The 17,103-nt window shown below is 70.2% G+C and carries 13 protein-coding genes; 8 read left to right on the forward strand and 5 right to left on the reverse strand.

What is annotated here, in order from left to right:
• Positions 1-58 precede the first annotated feature (58 nt).
• From HALOF300_RS04585 to HALOF300_RS27495, 3 genes are read left to right on the forward strand one after another with little or no spacing between them, the layout of a single operon-like run.
• On the forward strand, positions 59-1,708 hold the full coding sequence (locus HALOF300_RS04585; protein WP_156739733.1) for an ABC transporter substrate-binding protein: 1,650 nt from the start codon (positions 59-61) through the stop codon (positions 1,706-1,708).
• Positions 1,708-2,982 (forward strand): NtaA/DmoA family FMN-dependent monooxygenase, encoded by a 1,275-nt coding sequence (locus tag HALOF300_RS04590; protein WP_156739734.1) that lies wholly within the window; start codon positions 1,708-1,710, stop codon positions 2,980-2,982. The genes HALOF300_RS04585 and HALOF300_RS04590 overlap by 1 nt, the downstream gene beginning before the upstream one ends.
• A 20-nt stretch (positions 2,983-3,002) precedes the next feature.
• Entirely contained in the window at positions 3,003-4,241 is a 1,239-nt protein-coding gene (locus HALOF300_RS27495) for an LLM class flavin-dependent oxidoreductase (RefSeq protein ID WP_269455262.1), read from the forward strand.
• Here HALOF300_RS27495 and HALOF300_RS04600 read toward each other — a convergent pair.
• On the reverse strand, positions 4,184-4,708 hold the full coding sequence (locus HALOF300_RS04600; protein WP_156739738.1) for a tetratricopeptide repeat protein: 525 nt from the start codon (positions 4,706-4,708) through the stop codon (positions 4,184-4,186). The two genes, HALOF300_RS27495 and HALOF300_RS04600, sit on opposite strands and share 58 nt — an antisense overlap.
• Before the next feature lie 27 nt (positions 4,709-4,735).
• A complete protein-coding gene (locus tag HALOF300_RS04605) occupies positions 4,736-8,704 on the reverse strand; it encodes a golvesin C-terminal-like domain-containing protein (protein ID WP_156739740.1) in 3,969 nt (1,322 codons plus the stop codon).
• Between the two features lie 242 nt (positions 8,705-8,946).
• On the opposite strand from HALOF300_RS04605, the gene HALOF300_RS04610 reads away from it, so the two are divergent.
• The 5 genes from HALOF300_RS04610 to HALOF300_RS04630 all read left to right on the forward strand — a co-directional run bounded on the left by HALOF300_RS04610 (position 8,947) and on the right by HALOF300_RS04630 (position 13,541).
• Positions 8,947-9,372 carry a hypothetical protein gene (locus HALOF300_RS04610; protein ID WP_231955014.1) on the forward strand — a complete coding sequence of 142 codons (426 nt, stop codon included), beginning with the start codon at positions 8,947-8,949 and terminating at the stop codon, positions 9,370-9,372.
• Between the two features lie 159 nt (positions 9,373-9,531).
• Positions 9,532-10,869, forward strand: a complete 1,338-nt coding sequence (gene gdhA, locus HALOF300_RS04615) for an NADP-specific glutamate dehydrogenase (RefSeq protein WP_156739741.1) — start codon at positions 9,532-9,534, stop codon at positions 10,867-10,869.
• Between the two features lie 5 nt (positions 10,870-10,874).
• Entirely contained in the window at positions 10,875-11,597 is a 723-nt protein-coding gene (locus HALOF300_RS04620) for a copper homeostasis protein CutC (protein ID WP_197522309.1), read from the forward strand.
• Positions 11,594-12,595, forward strand: a complete 1,002-nt coding sequence (locus HALOF300_RS04625; protein WP_156739744.1) for a BadF/BadG/BcrA/BcrD ATPase family protein — start codon at positions 11,594-11,596, stop codon at positions 12,593-12,595. Before HALOF300_RS04620 ends, HALOF300_RS04625 begins: the two co-directional genes overlap by 4 nt.
• A gap of 163 nt (positions 12,596-12,758) precedes the next feature.
• Positions 12,759-13,541, forward strand: coding sequence for a glycerophosphodiester phosphodiesterase (locus HALOF300_RS04630; protein WP_197522310.1), 783 nt, complete (start codon positions 12,759-12,761; stop codon positions 13,539-13,541).
• A 78-nt stretch (positions 13,542-13,619) separates the two neighbouring features.
• Here HALOF300_RS04630 and HALOF300_RS04635 read toward each other — a convergent pair whose 3' ends face one another.
• The 3 genes from HALOF300_RS04635 to HALOF300_RS04645 are packed head-to-tail and all read right to left on the reverse strand — an operon-like array spanning position 13,620 to position 16,915.
• Positions 13,620-15,002: an extracellular solute-binding protein gene (locus tag HALOF300_RS04635; RefSeq protein ID WP_156739747.1), complete on the reverse strand. Its 1,383-nt coding sequence runs from the start codon at positions 15,000-15,002 to the stop codon at positions 13,620-13,622.
• Positions 15,003-15,059: 57 nt separating this feature from the next.
• The gene (locus HALOF300_RS04640) at positions 15,060-15,983 is read right to left on the reverse strand and encodes a carbohydrate ABC transporter permease (protein WP_231955015.1); all 924 of its coding nucleotides are present in this window, start codon (positions 15,981-15,983) and stop codon (positions 15,060-15,062) included.
• On the reverse strand, positions 15,980-16,915 hold the full coding sequence (locus tag HALOF300_RS04645) for a carbohydrate ABC transporter permease (protein ID WP_156739749.1): 936 nt from the start codon (positions 16,913-16,915) through the stop codon (positions 15,980-15,982). The genes HALOF300_RS04640 and HALOF300_RS04645 overlap by 4 nt, the downstream gene beginning before the upstream one ends.
• Between the last annotated feature and the right edge of the window lie 188 nt (positions 16,916-17,103).

Raw genomic sequence — 17,103 nt, forward strand, 5'->3', positions numbered from 1 at the left:
CCGCCCTCACCCACCGACGCCACCCGGCGTCGCCCCCTTCATGCTCAAGGAGTACCCGATGTCCCTTCCCCCGATCTCCCGCCGTGCCGTCCTCATCGGCGGCCTCTCCGCCGGCGCCCTCGGCCTGGCCGCCTGCGGCGCGGGTGATGCCGGCACCGGCGCCTCGACCGGTCCGAGCGGCACCGACGCGGAGCCGACGGCGGGTGGAACCCTGCGCTTCGCCGTCGCCAACGACCCCGCCAGCCTCACGCCGCAGGGCGGTGGCTCCGGCAACGACGCGCGCTACGTCACCCGCCAGCTCGTCGACTCCCTCCTCGACCAGGATCCCGAGACTGGTGAGCTCGCGCCCTGGCTCGCCCAGGAGTGGGAGATCAACGAGGACGCGACCGAGTTCACCTTCCACCTCCGGGAGGGCGTCACCTTCTCCGACGGGACACCGCTGACGGCGCAGTCGATCAAGGACAACTTCGCGGACGTGCTCGCCCAGGGCGCCCAGGCGAGCTACGCCATCGAGCACCTGGCGGGGTACCTCGACACCGAGGTCGTCGACGAGCAGACGGCGATCGTCCGGTTCGACGTCCCCAGCGCCCCGTTCCTGCAGGCCCTGACCGAGCCGATCTTCGGTCCGCTCGCGGCATCCACCCTGGCGCTGCCGTGGGAGGAACGCGTCTCCGGCGGCGTGATCGGCACCGGACCGTTCGTGCTGGACCGCTACACCAAGGACACCGAGGTGGTCCTCACCCGGCGCGAGGGGTATGCCTGGCCCTCGTCGCTGAGCCAGAACACCGGCGAGGCCCACCTGGACGAAGTGGTGTTCCAGATCGTGCCCGAGGCGAGCGTGCGCACCGGTTCCCTCTCCTCGGGTCAGGTCGACGTGATCGGTGGCGTCCCGCCGCAGGACCAGGCCACCCTCGAGGGCTCGGGCTACACGATCGTGGCCCGTGGCAACCCGGGCACGACCTTCGGACTGACGCCCTACAACGCCAAGCCGATCATCTCGGACGTGAACGTGCGGCGGGCGCTCTCCCTGGCACTGAACCGCACGGATCTGAGGGACGCGACCCTGAACGAGTCGTACGCGGTCTCCACGAGCCCGCTGGCAGCGACCACGCCGGGCTGGGTGGACCTGAGCGAGTACCTCGAGCAGGACGTCGACGAGGCGGCCCGGCTGCTGGAGGAGTCCGGGTGGGTGCCCGGCGCCGACGGCATCCGCGAGCGTGACGGTGAGCGGCTCGCGCTGGTCATCGCCTGGAGCAACAACTTCGTCGCGAACCAATCGGCGCTCGAACTGCTCCAGCAGCAGGCCAAGGAGGTCGGCATCGAGGTCGAGCTGTGGACCGGTGACGTCTCCGAGCGCACGGCGAAGGGTGCGGCCGGCGAGTTCGACCTCACCTACGGCAACCTGAGCCGTGCGGACGGGGACATCCTGCGCACGAGCTTCGCGTTCGGCGACGAGGACCCGTTCCAGGTGGCCGACGAGGACCTGAACGCCCTGCTGGAGGAGCAGCGGGGGATCACCGACGTCGCTGCCCGCAACGAGGTCCTGGCCCGGGCGCAGGAGCGGATCCTCGAGATCGCGTTCCACATCCCGACGTTCGAGCTCACGTCCGTGCTCGGCACCACCGAGGACGTGCACGGCGTGGCGCTCGGTGCCGACTCCAGACTCACCTCCCTGGTGGACGCCTTCCTCGTCGGCGGGGCCGCCTGATGGGCCGCTACCTGAAGACCGTCACCGGCGCCGGTGGCCGACCCGGCGCCTACGAGCTGGCCCTCGATCCGAAGCGGCACACCCTCGAGACCGCGGTCGAGGTCGCCGGGCTCGCCGAACGAGCCGGCTTCGACGCCCTCTTCACCCCGGACCTGCTCAGCTTCAACGCGCAGGGAACCATCGGCAGCCAGGACTCGCTGACGGTGATGGCGGCGCTGAGCCTGGTCACCTCCCACGTCGGGCTGATCTCCACGGTCAGCACGACCTTCAACCACCCGTTCAACCTGGCCCGCCAGTTCGGCACCCTCGACCACATCAGCAACGGCCGCGCGGCCTGGAACCTGGTCACGTCCTCCATCGGCGAGGAGAACTACTCCAGCGAGGACCTGCCCAGCCCCGAGCAGCGGTACGCCCGGGCCGCGGAGTCCCTCGACGTGATCAATGCCCTCTACGACAGCTGGGGCGAAGGGGCCCTCGGTCACGACGAGGAGGGCCACGTCCGGTTCGACCCGACCAGGGTCCGCCCGATCGACCACAAGGGCGCCTTCTTCACGGTGGCGGGACCGCTGAACATCCCGCCGCTGCCGCAGCGGCGGCCGGTGCAGTTCGTGGCCGGCCAGTCCGCGGCCGGCCTCGAGCTGGCCGCCCGGTACGCGGAGGTCGTGTTCACGTCCCTGCCCACCCTCGACGTGGCACTCGACTTCGTGTCCCGGCTGCGCGCCCGGGCCACGGAGCTGGGCCGCCCGGAGGTGTTGCCGCTGATCATGAGTTCGTTCCACGCGACGTTCGGCGCCACCGAGGCCGAGGCGCTGCGGTTGCGCAGCGAGAAGCAGGAAGCGATCGACCTTGTCGCCGGGCGCGCCGTGCTGGAGGACATGCTCGGCGGCATCGACCTTTCCGACCTGCCGCTGGACCGGCCGGTGCCGATCGAACGGGTGCCGGAACTGGGCAGCGTGAACCGGCGCCGTGGGCGGGTCGAGGTGTTCGGTCGGCAGGTCGCCGAGGGGCTCACCCTGCGGGAGCTGATCATCGCCGCCCAGGACACCGGCCACTGGGCCCCGGTCGGCACCCCCGAGCAGCTCGCGGACGCCGTCGAGGAACGGATGGACGCCGGGGTGCTCGACGTGCTCTCGATCGGAGGGATCGGCGACCCGGTCACCCACGATCTCGTCGTCAACGGGCTCCTGGAGGAGCTGCGCCGCCGTGGACGACTGCGTCGTGACCGCGTGGGTGACACGTTCCGCGAGAACCTCGAACTGCCGGAGCTCCCGTGACCGACTCGAGAAGTGACGACGTGAGCGCACCGCGCGTGCCGCTGTCCATCCTGGATCTCGCGATCGTGCCCGAGGGCGGCAGCGGCGCCCAGGCGATCCGGGACGTCATCGACCTGTCCGCCGCCGCCGAGGACCTCGGCTACCGGCGGATCTGGTTCGCCGAGCACCACCTGGCTGCGGGCGTCGCGTCCGCGGCCCCGGCCGTGCTCGCCGCCCTCGCGGCCGAGCGGACCACCCGGATCCGGATCGGCTCCGGCGCGATCGCGCTGAGCGCGACCAGTCCGTTGCAGGCCGTCGAGCAGTTCGGCACGATCGCGGCGCTGCACCCAGGGCGCACCGACCTTGGTCTCGGCAGGGCATTCGTGCTGCCCCCGAAGAACGAGACACCCGACGGCGGGGCGCCGGAAAGGGAGCACGCTGCGGTTCCCGCGTGGCGGCGCCGGTCGACCCACACGCCGGCACGCGACGTCGACGGACTGCACGTGCCGGCAACCCCTGCCGGAGGCGCCGACGACGACGGGTTCCGGAAGCGGCTGGCCCGCCGGGTCGCGCTGATCGGGCGGTCCCGCACCCCGGAGAGCTTCCGGGCCGAGGTGGACCTGGTGCTCGGCCTGCGCGCCGGGGAGCATGTCGGCCCGCCCACCGCACCGGGTGAAGGGGCCACGGTCAGCCCGCCGGCAGCCGGGGCGGACTTCGAGGTGTGGGTGCTCGCCTCCAGCGGCGGGGAGAGCGCCCGGGTGGCGGGCGAACTGGGGCTGCCGCTCGCCGCGAACTACCACGTGAGCCCGTCCAGCATCCTGGCGACGGTGGCCGCCTACCGGGACGCGTTCCGGCCCGGGGTGCTGTCCGAGCCCTACGTGCTGGTCTCGGTCGACGCGCTCGTCGCGGACACCGACGCCCACGCCCGCGAGCTCGCGGAGCCGTTCGTGGACTGGGTGCTGTCCGTGCGCCGGACCGCCGGCGGCGCGGTCGCCTTCCCACGGCCGGGCACGACCACGCCGTGGGCCGACCGGGACCCGGCGGAGCAGGCCCTGGTGCGGGACCGGATCGACGCGCGGTTCGTCGGGTCCCCGGCCACCGTGGTGGAGCGGCTCGAGGCCCTGGTCCGGGTCACCGGCGCGGACGAGGTCCTGGTCACCACCGCCACGCACGATCCTGCCGACCGGCTCCGCTCGTTCGGGCTCCTGGCACAGGCCTGGGGTCAGCCGCCGGACATCCGGGTCGGTTCGTCGTCGGCGTCGGTGACGTCCTCGAGGTAGCGGCCCACCGGGCCGGCGTAGGTGGTCAGGCTGTCCCGGAGCCCTTCGAGCGCGACGACGGCGGCGCGCCGATCCTCCCCCAGGTCCAGCAGGGTGAGGGCCAGGAAGGCGCGGGCGGCCGCCGCGTAGGGCGCCACGAGCGTGGACTCGAGCTCGGCCCGGATCAGGTCCGCGGCCTCGGTCGCCCGGCCGAGGTTCCGCAGCGTCGACGCGAGCTGGATGATCGCCTGCTGGTGGCGAGCCGGGTCGAGCCCGCCCGAGAGCGCCCGTCGGTAGGGCGCCTCGGCGCGGGCCTCCCGGCCCGCGTAGTCATAGGCGCCGGCTACCTCGAACGCGGCCAGCGGGTCGCCTTCGTGCCCTGCCACGAGCTTCTCGATCTCCGCGAGGACCTCGTCGGGGTCCCGGTCCTCGGCATTCGCCCAGACCTCGGTGATCGTGTCGTGCCAGTTCGGTGCGGAAGCGTCCATGGAGCCATGATGTCGTGTCGGTGACCATCACGCCTCGATCGGTAGGAACCGAACCGCGCTGGTGCGGTGGAACGCGTTGGTGCGGACCTCCAGGGTGACGTTCCCGGCGGTACCGGCCGCGAACTCGTACGTGCCGAGCGGGCGCCAGTTGTTGGGTGCCGACCGCTGGCTGATCACGAGCTCGTCGGTGCCGCCGGCGTGGGTGATCACGTAGGCGGCCGAGTCGGTGGTCTCGGCGTTGCTCGGGTACCAGACGGCAACCTCGTAGGTGCCGGCCTCGGGGAGGTTCGGCGTCCAGGTCGCGGTGCCGCCGACCGCCTCGGGTGCGCTGTAGCGGGACCTGATCCCGTTCCAGCCGGTCAGCGAGCTGCGCAGCCACTCGCCCGTCTCGGTGTACGCGGGCGCCAGCAGCTCGTTGTGGATCACGATGCCGGCGTCCCGGATCCTGGCCTGGGCGATCGCGGTGTGCACGGTGTCCCAGCGGACCCGGAACTGGTAGGAGGAGCCGAACGTGGCCGTCGTCGGTGAGACCACGTCCCAGGTGTGGGTGCGGACCTCGCCGGGTGCCACCGTCACGTCGAGCTGACGGTCGGTGATCTGCCAGCCGGTCTGGCCGGCGAGGACGAGCAGCCCGGTCGCCGGCGCGGCACCGGCGTTCGCGATCGTGGCGGTGAAACTGGCGGTCTCCCCGGGCGCGCCCAGCACCTCCGGCTCGACCCGCAGGGACAGGACGGCGCGTGCGTCCCGCACGGTCAGCTGTGCGGGCTCCAGGTCCGCGGTGCCACCCGTCCAGGCGGCGACGGCGGTGAGCGGGTGGGCGCCCAACGTCGCCCCGCCGGGCACGGTCAGGGTGTACGTGGCGCTCGCGGTCCCGCCGGCGGGCACCCCGGTGGGCGCGTCGACGGGCGTCAGCGTCCACCCGTCCGGGACGGCGGGAGTCACCACGAGGCCGGTCAGTGCCGCGTCGGTGCCGTTGTGGACGGTCACGGTCAGGTCGACGGCGTCCCCCGCCGTCGCGCTCGTCGGTCCACCGATCTCACCGCCGACGGCGCCGGGCGCGATCCCGGCGACGGCCGGCGGCAGGTGCAGGGTCACCTCGTCCGTGGTCACGCTCGCGGTGACGACCTGGTAGTTGAAGGTGGCCGCGAGGTCGTCGACGCCGATGGTCCACTCGTTCGGGTAGGTCTTCGGTGGGGTGTCCTGGCTCGGGCCGTCGCCGATCCGGTACCGGAGCGTCGCGGCCTCCTCGGTGTCGATGTAGACGTAGGCGTCGTAGCCCGCGGAGTCCGGCCGCACCAGGAGCGTGCCCCGGGTGAGCCCGAAGTCGGAGTTCGGGTCGGTGTCCTCGCCGTGGTGCGAGGTCAGACCGCGGTCCGCGCCGCCGGGCTCGATCTGCCACGGCGCGGCGATGGTCACGCCCCGGATCACGACGGAGGCGATCCCCTTCGGGGGCACCTGGACGACCACCTGCCCGGCGACTGCCGTACGCGACCTGCGGGCGCCGTCGGGCGTGACGATCTCGACGGCGTTGCGGCGCCCGCCGCTCGGGCCGAGCCCGGTCAGGGCGTTCGCCGCGTCGATGCGCACCGTCTGGGTCTGCGCGGAGGAGTTGGTCAGGCTCAGGTAGAGGGAGTCGTTCCCGACGCCGGCGAGCCAGTTCACGAGCGGGTTGTCGACCTCGACCAGACCCTTCGGGAAGTACGGCCAGACGCCGTCCTCGCCGTAGAACGTGCCCGGGCGGTGCCCGTAGGTGCTGAACTTGAAGTAGACGAAGTTCGCCTCGAAGGCGCGGGGGTAGTCGACCGCACCGTTCGAGCGGACGAAATGTTCGCTGAACAGGTAGTCGAGGGCGAGCGCGAGCTGGCCGGGCGCGTGGTGGAAGTACACCCCGGACACCCCGACCGGACCCGTGAGCGGGAAGTCCGGCCGCATCGGCACGGCCTGGTGCTGGCGGCTGTAGTAGCCCGGATAGTTCCCGAACCGGCCGACCACGAGGTTCTCGGCGATGTCGCCGAGCAGCTCGTCCCCGGTGTAGTGGGCGAGGCGCAGCAGCGAGCCTGCCCAGCACGGGTTCAGGACGAACCCGCCGCCGGGGTTGGGGGTGGTGGAGTCGCCGACCTTGAGGGTGGAGAGCTGCTCGAAGGTCAGGCCGTTCGTGGACACCGTCCACGCCGGCACCTCCTCGGGCGTCGCCTCCGTGGCCGGGTAGTCGGGCAGCGCGGATGGGGCCCAGTCGTACTGCTGCAGGACCGTCGGCCCTTGGCCGACCGTGACCGAACCGCCCGGGACCGGTCGCACCTGGGTCTGGGTGACGAACCGCTGGGCCTCCCGGTGTGCGCCGGTGAGGAAGACGTCCTCGCCGGTGAGCTCGTAGAGCAGCACCAGGTCGGACCAGTACCGGCTGTAGCCGTAGCCGAAGGAGGACTCGCCGTTGTTCGTCGTGTACGGCGTCTCGATGTCGTCGCGCACGTACGCCTCGGCGATCAGGCGCGCCTGGCGCAGCCAGGACGGGTCACCGGTGAGTTCGTGAGCCGCGAGCGCGACGGCGAACGGGCTCCGGTGCCCGCCCTGCTTGTTCGCCAGCGCGAGCTCGAGGCCGCGGGCGTGCACGCCACCGTTCTGGCGGCGGGTGAGCTGGTCGATGGAGTTGAGGGTGACCGCGTCGAACGGGATGCCACCGAGGCGGTACAGGTTCACGTCGCCGTAGACCTCGCTGCCCTTGATCGGTGTGAACCCGGTGCCGGTCCGGGACAGGTGGTACTCGATCATGTCCCGGGCGCGGCGGGTGTAGAGGTCGGTGCCCGCCTGCGCCCCGACGGGCGTGGTCAGGTAGTGCGCCGAGAGCAGCACACCGGCGACGGCGGTGCGCACCGCATCGTCGTTCTCGACGTCGATGAAACCCTTCGCCCGGCTCCACCAGCCCGAGTAGGAGGGCACGAACTCCACCGAGTCGTCTGCGTCGGGGCCGTTGCCGAGCAGGTCGACCATGTTGTGGATGGCGTCCGTGAGCGAGGTGTCGTAGACGTTGTGCCGGTAGCTGGAGTAGGCGTACTCGCCGCGGGCGAGGTCGGTGTAGGCGTCATAGAGCGCGATGGGCAGCGCACACACACCGAGGGCATAGCCGCGCTTGTCGCCGGCGGCCATCGGGGTCCGGCGACCCACCTGCGGGGCGTAGGCGGAGGGCACCACGTCCAGGGAGTCGTTGCGCAGGCTCAGGCCGAACGGCTGCCGGTCCGCCCCGAGGGCGCGCTCGTGCTCGAACGCCAGGACCTCCGCGGGGATGTAGACGCCGAGCGTGGCGATCTGCGCGCCGAGCGTGCGCTGGGTCAGGGCCATCGGGGCGAACATCTCCCACGCGGACTTGGGGGCGTAGTCGTTCTGGACCACGCGGGCGTGCTGCAGGGCTCCGCAGAGCACCTCGTCCACACCGGCCAGGTCGGTGACGTCGAAACTCTGGTAGCCGACCAGGAAGTCGTCGTCGCGCAGCGCCTCGAGGGTGTACTGGAGCTCGGGGTTGTCGCCGTCGAGGGACCAGCGCAGCACGAGGTCGAACACGCCCTCGGCGGCCGCGTGCAGTTCGACCGTGCGCTCGCCGACCTGGGTGCAGGAGTCGAACGCCACCCAGTGCGTCTCGAGGGCGTCGTAGATGTAGAGGGAGTCGCCCTCGGTGGCGCCGGTGAAGACGACCCACTGCTCGTCGAACCGGCCCGCCTCGGTGGTCACGGGCACCCAGGCGCCGCCGACGGCGACCTCCAGGTCCCGGACCACGGTGCGGCCGCCGTCCCAGACCGCGTCCGAGAACGTGACGCGGTGCCGCGGTCCGGTGAGCGTGGTGATCGGGGTGACGGTCAGGTTCGGCTTGTCCACCCGGCGCAGCGCGTCCGCTGGCAGCGGCGGCGCAGTCGCGGGACGCGGCCCGCGGGAGGCTGCCTGGGTGGGATCGGCAAGGGCGCCGATGACCGGAGGAAGAGCCGCCGCGGTCAGGAGGAGCCGCATGGCGTTCCTGCGGCTCAATCCATCAGAAGCGTCATTGACGATCTGCATACTCGACGTTGAGTCCATATAGTGATTCAACGAACCATCCGAGGGGATGTCAAGGGTTGTTCGTGGCAGTCCCAGGGGTTGGACCACCCCGGCCGCCTGGTCCGGCGCTACGCCGGAGTCGCAAACTGCTGCCGCCACTGGCGCCGGCGTCCGCGAGAACGGACAATGGGGGGACTCGACGAGGTGGCGAGCCGGTGATCTATTGGATGCTCCTGCTGTGGGCCGTGGCCCTCACCGTGGCGGTGTGGCCGTGGGGGTTCCTCACGGCCCGGCGCCGGGCACGGGAGCGCCGCAGGCGGGCCGAGGCCGCCAGCCCGAGCCAGGCGATCTGGCCGGACCGTGCCAGGCAAGCACCCGCCGTCGACCCTCTCGTAGTGCTCGAGGTGCAGATCCGGCTGGCGGAGCTCGCCGCGGAGGTACAACTCGTCGAGTCCAAGCCTGGGATGTATGCCCAGGCCCACCATCTGCGGGCCGCGCTCGCGGCCTATGACGCGATGCTGGCCCAGGCGTGCGCCCTGGCCGGGCTGCCGTTCCCGGGGCAGGCGCTCACCATGCCGGTACCGGAGGAGGAGCGCGAGCGACGCGAGTTGGAGCTGAGCTCGCGCGGCTGGCACTGGTGAGGCGGTCCATCCGGCGGACGCTGTTCGCGTGTGGGGCCCGATGTTTCTATCCTGTACCGGGCGCGTCACGGCTGCGTTAACCAGGCCTGAGCCGGCCCACCCCCGAGCGCGGCGATCAGAACCGCCTGCGGCGCGCACGCGAAGAACCAAGGAGCCTTTGTGGAACCCGATCTGAATGCCGTCTTCGACCTCGTGCTACGCCGCAACCCCGGCGAGGTCGAGTTCCACCAGGCCGTGCGCGAGGTGTTCGACTCCCTGGGCCCGGTGCTGAAGAAGAACCCGCACTACGCCGATGAGGCCGTGCTGCAGCGGATCTGCGAGCCGGAGCGCCAGATCATCTTCCGGGTGCCGTGGGTGGACGACGAGGGCACGATCCGGATCAACCGCGGCTTCCGGGTGGAGTACAACTCGGCGCTCGGTCCGTACAAGGGCGGCCTGCGGTTCCACCCGTCCGTCTACCTCGGGATCGTGAAGTTCCTCGGTTTCGAGCAGGTCTTCAAGAACGCCCTCACCGGCATGCCGATCGGCGGCGGCAAGGGTGGGTCCGACTTCGACCCGCGCGGCCGCAGCGACGGCGAGGTGATGCGGTTCTGCCAGTCCTTCATGACCGAGCTGTACCGGCACATCGGTGAGTACACCGACGTGCCCGCCGGTGACATCGGCGTGGGCGGCCGCGAGATCGGCTACCTGTTCGGCCAGTACAAGCGGATCACGAACCGGTACGAGTCCGGGGTGCTCACCGGCAAGGGCCTCACCTGGGGTGGCTCGCTGGTGCGCACCGAGGCCACCGGTTTCGGCACGGTGCTGTTCGCGAACGAGATGATGAAGACCCGGGGCGAGAGCTTCGACGGCAAGCGCACCGTGGTCTCCGGCTCCGGCAACGTGGCCACCTACGCGATCGACAAGGCGCAGCAGTTCGGCGCGCACGTGGTCGCGTTCTCCGACTCCTCCGGGTACGTCGTGGACGAGGCCGGCGTGGACGTCGGCCTGCTGCGTCAGATCAAGGAGGTCGAACGCGGCCGCGTCAGCGAGTACGTGGCCCGGCGTCCGGGCGCCACCCTCGTGTCCGAGGGGTCCATCTGGGACGTGCCGGCTGAGGTGGCACTGCCGTGCGCCACCCAGAACGAACTGCACGAGGACCACGCGGTCGCGTTGGTCAAGAACGGCGTCAAGGTGGTCGCCGAAGGCGCCAACATGCCGACCACCCCCAAGGCCGTGCAACTGCTGCAGGACGCGGACGTGCTGTTCGCGCCCGGCAAGGCGGCGAACGCCGGCGGCGTGGCCACCTCCGCGCTGGAGATGCAGCAGAACGCGAGCCGGGACGCGTGGTCGTTCGAGCACACCGAGGAGCGGCTTGCCGAGATCATGGCCACGATCCACCACAACTGTGCGACGACGGCCGAGGAGTACGGGCAGCCCGGCAACTACGTGGTCGGCGCGAACATCGCCGGATTCACGAAGGTGGCTGACGCGGTCATCGCGCTCGGGGTGATCTGATCCCCGTGGCGACTCGCGTCCGGGCCGCAGCCCTGGAGATCGCGATCACGGGGGTACAGGGCGCCCGCGCCGCACGCGACGGCGGGGCGGACCGGGTTGAACTGTGCAGTGCGCTCGAGCTCGGCGGGCTGACACCGAGCCTCGGCCTTGTGGACGCGGTGGCCGCCGCCGGCATCGACCTGCACGTGCTGGTTCGTCCGCGCCCCGGTGGGTTCGTGTTCACCGCCACCGAGGTGGAGGTCATGGTCCGCGATCTTGAGCACCTCGTGGACGCGGGCGTGGCCGGCGTCGTGATCGGGGCGCTCACACCCGACGGCGGGATCGACCGTCATGCGGTCAAGTCACTGGTTCGCGCGGCCGAGGGGCGCGAGGTCACGTTCCACCGGGCGCTGGACGTGGTCGCCGACGCCCGCCGGGCGCTGGCCGAGCTCGCCGACCTGGGCGTGCGCCGGGTGCTCACCTCCGGTGGCGCGACCCGGGCCGTGGACGGTCTCGACGTGCTGGCCGCCCTCACGCAGACGGCGGCCGGTCGGATCGAGGTGATGGCCGGCGGCAGCGTGGACCCCGAGCACATCCCGCTGCTGCTCGAGGCCGGCGTGGACGCGGTGCACCTGTCCGCGCGGGTGTGCCGCGACGACGCGGGTGCCACCGGACCCGGCGGCGGCCCGGCCGGCTACTCGATCGCCGACCCGGAGCTGATCGCGCACGCCGCTGCTGCGCTGACATGAGGCCCGCAGGTCCAGACCGGTTCGTCATCGCGGTGGATTCCGGCGGCACTCACACGCGAGTGGCCTGCCTGAACCTGGACGGCGCCGTCCTCTCGACCGCTGTCGGACCGGGCGGAAGCCCACTGCACAACGACGATGCCGCCGAGAACGTCGCCCGCACGCTGACCATGGCCATGGGCTCAGCGGGCCTGGACCCCGAACTCGCCCTGGCCCTCGGCGCGGGGAGCTCCGGCTTCAGCCGCGCCGGGTCCAACCAGGGCGACGGCCGCAACGACTGGGCGCAGGAGTACTACGCCATACCTGGTCTCGGGTGCCCGCGCACCATCGTCAACGACGCCGTGATCGCGCACCGTGGTGCATTGGTGGGTGGACCGGGGATCGTCGTCGTCGCCGGGACGGGATCGATGATCCTGGCGATCACCGAGGATGACTCCGAGATCGAGAGCGGACAGTTCGAGCACTACGCCGGTGGCGCTCGGCACCTGGTCTTCGACGTGATGCGCCGACTTCTCAGCGAGACCGACCCACTCGAGACCGACCCGCTCGTGCCGCAGATCCTGGAGTACTGGCGAGCCGCCGACCTGTCCGACCTGCGCCGGATCGTCCTGGAACTCGGCAACATCGACCGGAATGTCCGCAAGCGCCGCTACGGCGACCTCGCACCCACGGTCACCGCGGCCGCGGATGAATCTGCGCTGGCCGACGCTGCGCTGCGCTCGCTCGCGTCGAAGACCGCCGACGGCGTTGCCGTGCTGGCGCCCTTGATCGGGACACGGCCGGTGCCGGTGGCCGTCTCCGGCTCGCTGGCAGGCGATCCGGCGTTCGTCGGCCGTCTCGGCGATGCCCTGGGAGCCTCCCGAGGGGTGCCGACCCGTCTCGTCGCCCCAGTCATGGATCCCTTGGGTGGCGCCGCCCTGATTGCCTACGAACTCGCCGGGATCGATAGGAGCCGCCAACTCATCGAGCGGCTGACCACGGCCCTGGCGTTCTCCGGATAGGCGAGTCCGCCCACCCATCGGTCCGGTAATTCAGCCGGGGCCCGTTCACTCCGGCCGGCTCGTTCGTGGTGTGCGTGCTCCCGTGCTTGTCTCACCGCTTCGAAGGGTTGCGTCGTGCTCCGGAATGTCATGCGAACATATAGTCCTCACGATTGGAGAAATCATGAAGGTCTATGCCCACCGCGGTGCATCTCTTGAGCATCCCGAGAATACTCTCGCAGCATTCGCGCGCGCCGTAGAACTGGGTGCGGAAGGAATCGAGCTCGACTGTTACAGGGCGAAGGATGGCACCGTCGTCGTCATTCATGACAACACTCTCGACCGCACCACGAACGCGACCGGAGCGGTGACGGAATGGACCGCTGCAGAGCTCCGCGAAGTGGACGCCGGTAATGGCGAGCACGTCCCCACGCTCAAGGAGGTGCTGACGCTGGTCGCGGGCAGGATCCGGGTCAACGTCGAGGTCAACGACCCGACTGCCGTCGACGGCGTGATCGAGGTCACCAGCGGCATCGACGACCTCGATTGGTTCGCCTCGTCCGCGCAGTGGGAGGTCCTGGCCGAGCTCCGTGAGCGTGCCGGTGCCGAGGTCTACCCCCTGACGATCGGCACCGCGGAGAACGCCGCTGCGATGATGTCGCGCCAGCACGACCAGATGACCGAGGAGCAGGTCGCGAACCTGCGCGCGTGGGCCCGTCGATGGCCGGAGGCGATCGAGTTCGCGAAGGAGATCGGTGCCGCCGGGCTGTCGATCTACGAGGTCGGCCTCACGCCAGATATCGTCGCCGCCATCCACGAGGCCGGCCTCGAGGTGTGGGCCTGGACGATCAACGACCCGGCCCGCGCGGACGAGCTCGCCGCGATAGGGGTCGACGCCGTCTGCACCGACGCCCCCGCCGAGCTGATCGCAGCGCGCGAGGTCGCTCCGCCGGGCGCCGTCTCCTGATCGACTTCGTGCACACCGCTACGAACGCCCTGCCCGGCTCGACCGGGTAGGGCGTTCGTGCCGACGGCGGAGCAGGGCCTAGACGTATGGCTCGACGTTCTGCTCGAAGGCCCGCTGGAACTCACTCGTGAGCGACGGGAACACGTCCTCGGCGTTCTCGCCGGACAGGATGATCCGCTCGAAGTGCTCCGTGATCAGCAGGTCGCCGCCAGGGAGCAGCGCCCGGGCGTAGTCCTGCACCTGCGTGATCGCGAGCTGGTCGATCGGGATCTGACGGTCCGGGACCTCCTCGATCCCGGCCTTCATGGTGTCGGTCTCCAAGGCAGCCTTGCGGGTGGGCACGTAGCCGGTCCCGACGGAGAAGCGTGCCGTGTTCTCCGGCGTGGTCAGGTGCTGCAGCAGCATCCCGCCGGCGAGTTGCTTCTCCGGCGTGCCTGCGGAGATCGCCAGACCATTGCCCCCGGTCGGGACGCGGGGGGCGTCGGCCGGCACGGTGCCACCCGGCATGAACGCGACACCGAGACTTGGCAGTAGCTCGCGGTAGCTGGTGATGCCGCCGGTGGAGCCGAGGATCGACCCGTACAGGCCGGAAGTGAACTCGGCAGCCAGGTCGACCCCGACCTTCGACCAGGCATCGGGTCCGTTGAAGGCGTCGCGGTAGAAGTTCCCGACCCAGAGCGCCTCGTCGCTGTCGAGGGTCCACTCCCACTCGTTCGAGTACCGGGCCCCGTGCGCCCACAGCACGTTCTGGGCGATCCAGGCGGTGCCCGACGGGCCGGGCGCGGCCCATCCCATCGGCGCGCCGCCGGCCGGGACCACCGACGCCAGTTGGGGGCTCCACTCCTGGAACTCGGTCCAGGTCTCGGGGCCGCGGTCCGGCAGGCCGGCCGCCTCCCAGAGGTCCTTGTTGTAGTAGAACATCGGCGTTGAGCGGCCGTACGGCACGGCCCAGTGCTGGCCTTCGAACTCGTAGTCGTCGTAGAGCGCACCCTGGAAGTCGTCGACGTCGACCTCGAGGAACGCGAGCAGATCGTCGACCGCGAGCGTGCTCCCGGTCAATAGGTACTGGAACCAGAACACATCCGATGCCTGGGCGACGTCGGGTTGCTCGGAGGTGCCGAGCGAGGCGCGGAAACTCTGCGCTAGTTCCTCGTAGGAGCCGCCGCCCGAGACGGAGTTGACGGCGATGCCGGTCGCCGCCGTGAACTCCTCCAGGAGGGCGATCTCCACGTCGCCACCCCACGGCAGCGCCATGAACGTGATCTCGTCGGCGGGCTCGATCGAGGCCCAGTCGACGTCGGCGGAGGTCTCACTCCCCTCGTCGTCGGGGCCACCGACGGTGGGGCCGGAGCACGCCGCCAGCAGTCCGGCCCCGAGGCCGAGGCCGCCGAACTGCAGGATGCTCCGACGCGAGGGACGACCGAGCTGGTCGGGGACGATGAGGCCGTTGCGAGTACGCATGCGCGACTTCTCCTTCAGGTGGTGGGACAGGGGATGGGACTGGATGAGCCGGGCGGCTCACCCGGTGACCGCGCCGGCGGTGAGGCCTGCCACGAGGCGCCGCTGGACGAAGAGGAAGATGACGAGCATCGGGACCGTGACCACGGTGGTCGCGGCCAGCAGCACGCCCCAGTTCTGGACGCCCTCGAGGTCCTGGAGGTGGGTGAGGCCGACCGGAAGCGTCATCAGTTCAGGGCTCTTGGCGACCAGGCTCGGCCACAGGTATTCGTTCCATTCACCGACGATGGTGACCAGCGTGACGGCGGCGATCGAGGGTGCGGAGACCGGGACGACGATCTGGAACAGGCGACGCAGGTGACCGGCGCCGTCGAGCTCCGCGGCCTCGGTGAGTGAACGCGGAAGCTGCATGAACTGCTGCCGGAAGAGGAAGGTCCCGAACGCGCTCGCGAGGCCGGGCACGATGATCCCCGCGTAGGTGTTGGTCCAGTCCAGGCTCGCCACGAGAACGTAGTTCGGGATGATCGTGATCTGTCCGGGGATCAGCAGCGTGAACAGGACCACCGTGAACGCGAACTTCTTGAAAGGTACCTCCACGAAGACCAGGCCGTAGGCGCAGCCCAGCCCCAGCAACACCTTCAGGAAGGTGCTGATCGCCGTGATCGCGACGCTGTTGGCGACCATGCGTGGAAGCGGGATCGAGTTGGCGACCGCCACGAAGTTGTCGAGATCCCACGATGAGGGCAGGAGGTGCAACGGCAGGTTGCTGATCTCGGCGTTGGTCTTGAAGCTCGCCAGCACCATCCAGATCAGCGGAAACGCCATCACCAGGGTGCCGATCAGCAACGTGACGTACAGGCCGCCGTCGAGGAGGGTCGGACCGAGGCGGCGAGGGCGCCGGTGGCGTGGGTCGACCCCAGGATCGGCGGCAGCGGCGGCCGGGGCCGGGGTGGCCCGGCCCGGCCGGGTCAGCGAACTGGTCACTGGTAGTGCACCCGCCTCTCGACGAACTTCATCTGGATGACGGTGATGGCGAGGAGCACCACGAACAGCACGGTGGCCACAGCGGACCCGTAGCCGGCACGGCCGATCTGGAAGCCCTCGACGTAGACCTGGAACATCAGGGTCTTCGTCGAGCCGAGCGGGCCGCCGTTCGTCATCGCACGGATCAGGTCGAAGGACTGCAGCGCACTCAGCGTCAGCGTGACGAGCAGGAAGAAGGTGATGGGGCCGAGCAGCGGCAGAGTGATCCGGGAGAACGTCCGCAAGTGGCCGGCTCCGTCCAGGGCCGCCGCGTCGCGCAGGTCCTGCGGGACCGACTGCAGACCGGCCAGATAGATGAGCGCCACATACCCGACGTGCTTCCAGAGCGTGACGATGATGATCATCAGCAGTGGCCACGGCTGTTGGGTGAACCACTCCGGCGAGGCGACGTCGAACCAGCCCAGCATGATCGACAGCAGGCCGATGTTCGGGTTGAAGATGTACATCCACAGGAAACCGACGGCGATCCCGGACAGCACGTACGGTGCGAACGTCACGGTGCGGACGATCCCGCGGCCCACCAGCTTGCGGTTGAGCGCCAGCGCCAGTGCAAGGCCCCCAACCATGCCGCCCACGACCGTGAACAGGGCGTAGACGAACGTGGTCAGCAGCACCCGCGGCGTCTCGGGGTCGTTGACCCACTCGACGTAGTTTCCGAGGCCGATGAACTGTGCCACCTCGGAGCCGAGGTTCCAGTTCAGCAGGGAGTAGTAGAAACTCAGGAACATCGGTCGATAGGTGAACACCATCAGCACGAGATAGTTGGGGCCGGCCACCAGCAGGAATATCCCGACGTTGCGCCAGAACTTCTTTCTGCGCGCCGTCGCGCGCGGCGTTTCGGGCACGGAGATGCCCAGGGCAGGAGAACTCATATGAAAAGCGATCCGATCGTGGGGGAACACACATCCGTCGGTGGAGCCAGTCGTAAATGAGGCCGCCCCGGACATTACCCGAACCGAAGTTGCGTGTGAAGGTATACCTGATCCTCAGAAGTAATGCCCGCGCAGGCGCGGTCGTGCCTCATAAGTGTGCACGCGTCGCAGGAACCGCAACGGTGACA

The sequence above is a fragment of the Occultella aeris genome (assembly GCF_902703175.1).
GTDB lineage: Bacteria > Actinomycetota > Actinomycetes > Actinomycetales > Beutenbergiaceae > Occultella > Occultella aeris.

Excerpts from the sequence above, each read along its gene's own strand:
- HALOF300_RS04645 (WP_156739749.1), bottom strand. The coding sequence starts at position 16,915 with ATGAGTTCTCCTGCCCTGGGCATCTCCGTGCCCGAAACGCCGCGCGCG.
- HALOF300_RS04605 (WP_156739740.1), bottom strand. The coding sequence starts at position 8,704 with ATGCGGCTCCTCCTGACCGCGGCGGCTCTTCCTCCGGTCATCGGCGCC.
- HALOF300_RS04590 (WP_156739734.1), top strand. The coding sequence starts at position 1,708 with ATGGGCCGCTACCTGAAGACCGTCACCGGCGCCGGTGGCCGACCCGGC.
- HALOF300_RS04600 (WP_156739738.1), bottom strand. The coding sequence starts at position 4,708 with ATGGACGCTTCCGCACCGAACTGGCACGACACGATCACCGAGGTCTGG.
- HALOF300_RS04585 (WP_156739733.1), top strand. The coding sequence starts at position 59 with ATGTCCCTTCCCCCGATCTCCCGCCGTGCCGTCCTCATCGGCGGCCTC.
- HALOF300_RS04625 (WP_156739744.1), top strand. The coding sequence starts at position 11,594 with ATGAGGCCCGCAGGTCCAGACCGGTTCGTCATCGCGGTGGATTCCGGC.
- HALOF300_RS04635 (WP_156739747.1), bottom strand. The coding sequence starts at position 15,002 with ATGCGTACTCGCAACGGCCTCATCGTCCCCGACCAGCTCGGTCGTCCC.
- HALOF300_RS04630 (WP_197522310.1), top strand. The coding sequence starts at position 12,759 with ATGAAGGTCTATGCCCACCGCGGTGCATCTCTTGAGCATCCCGAGAAT.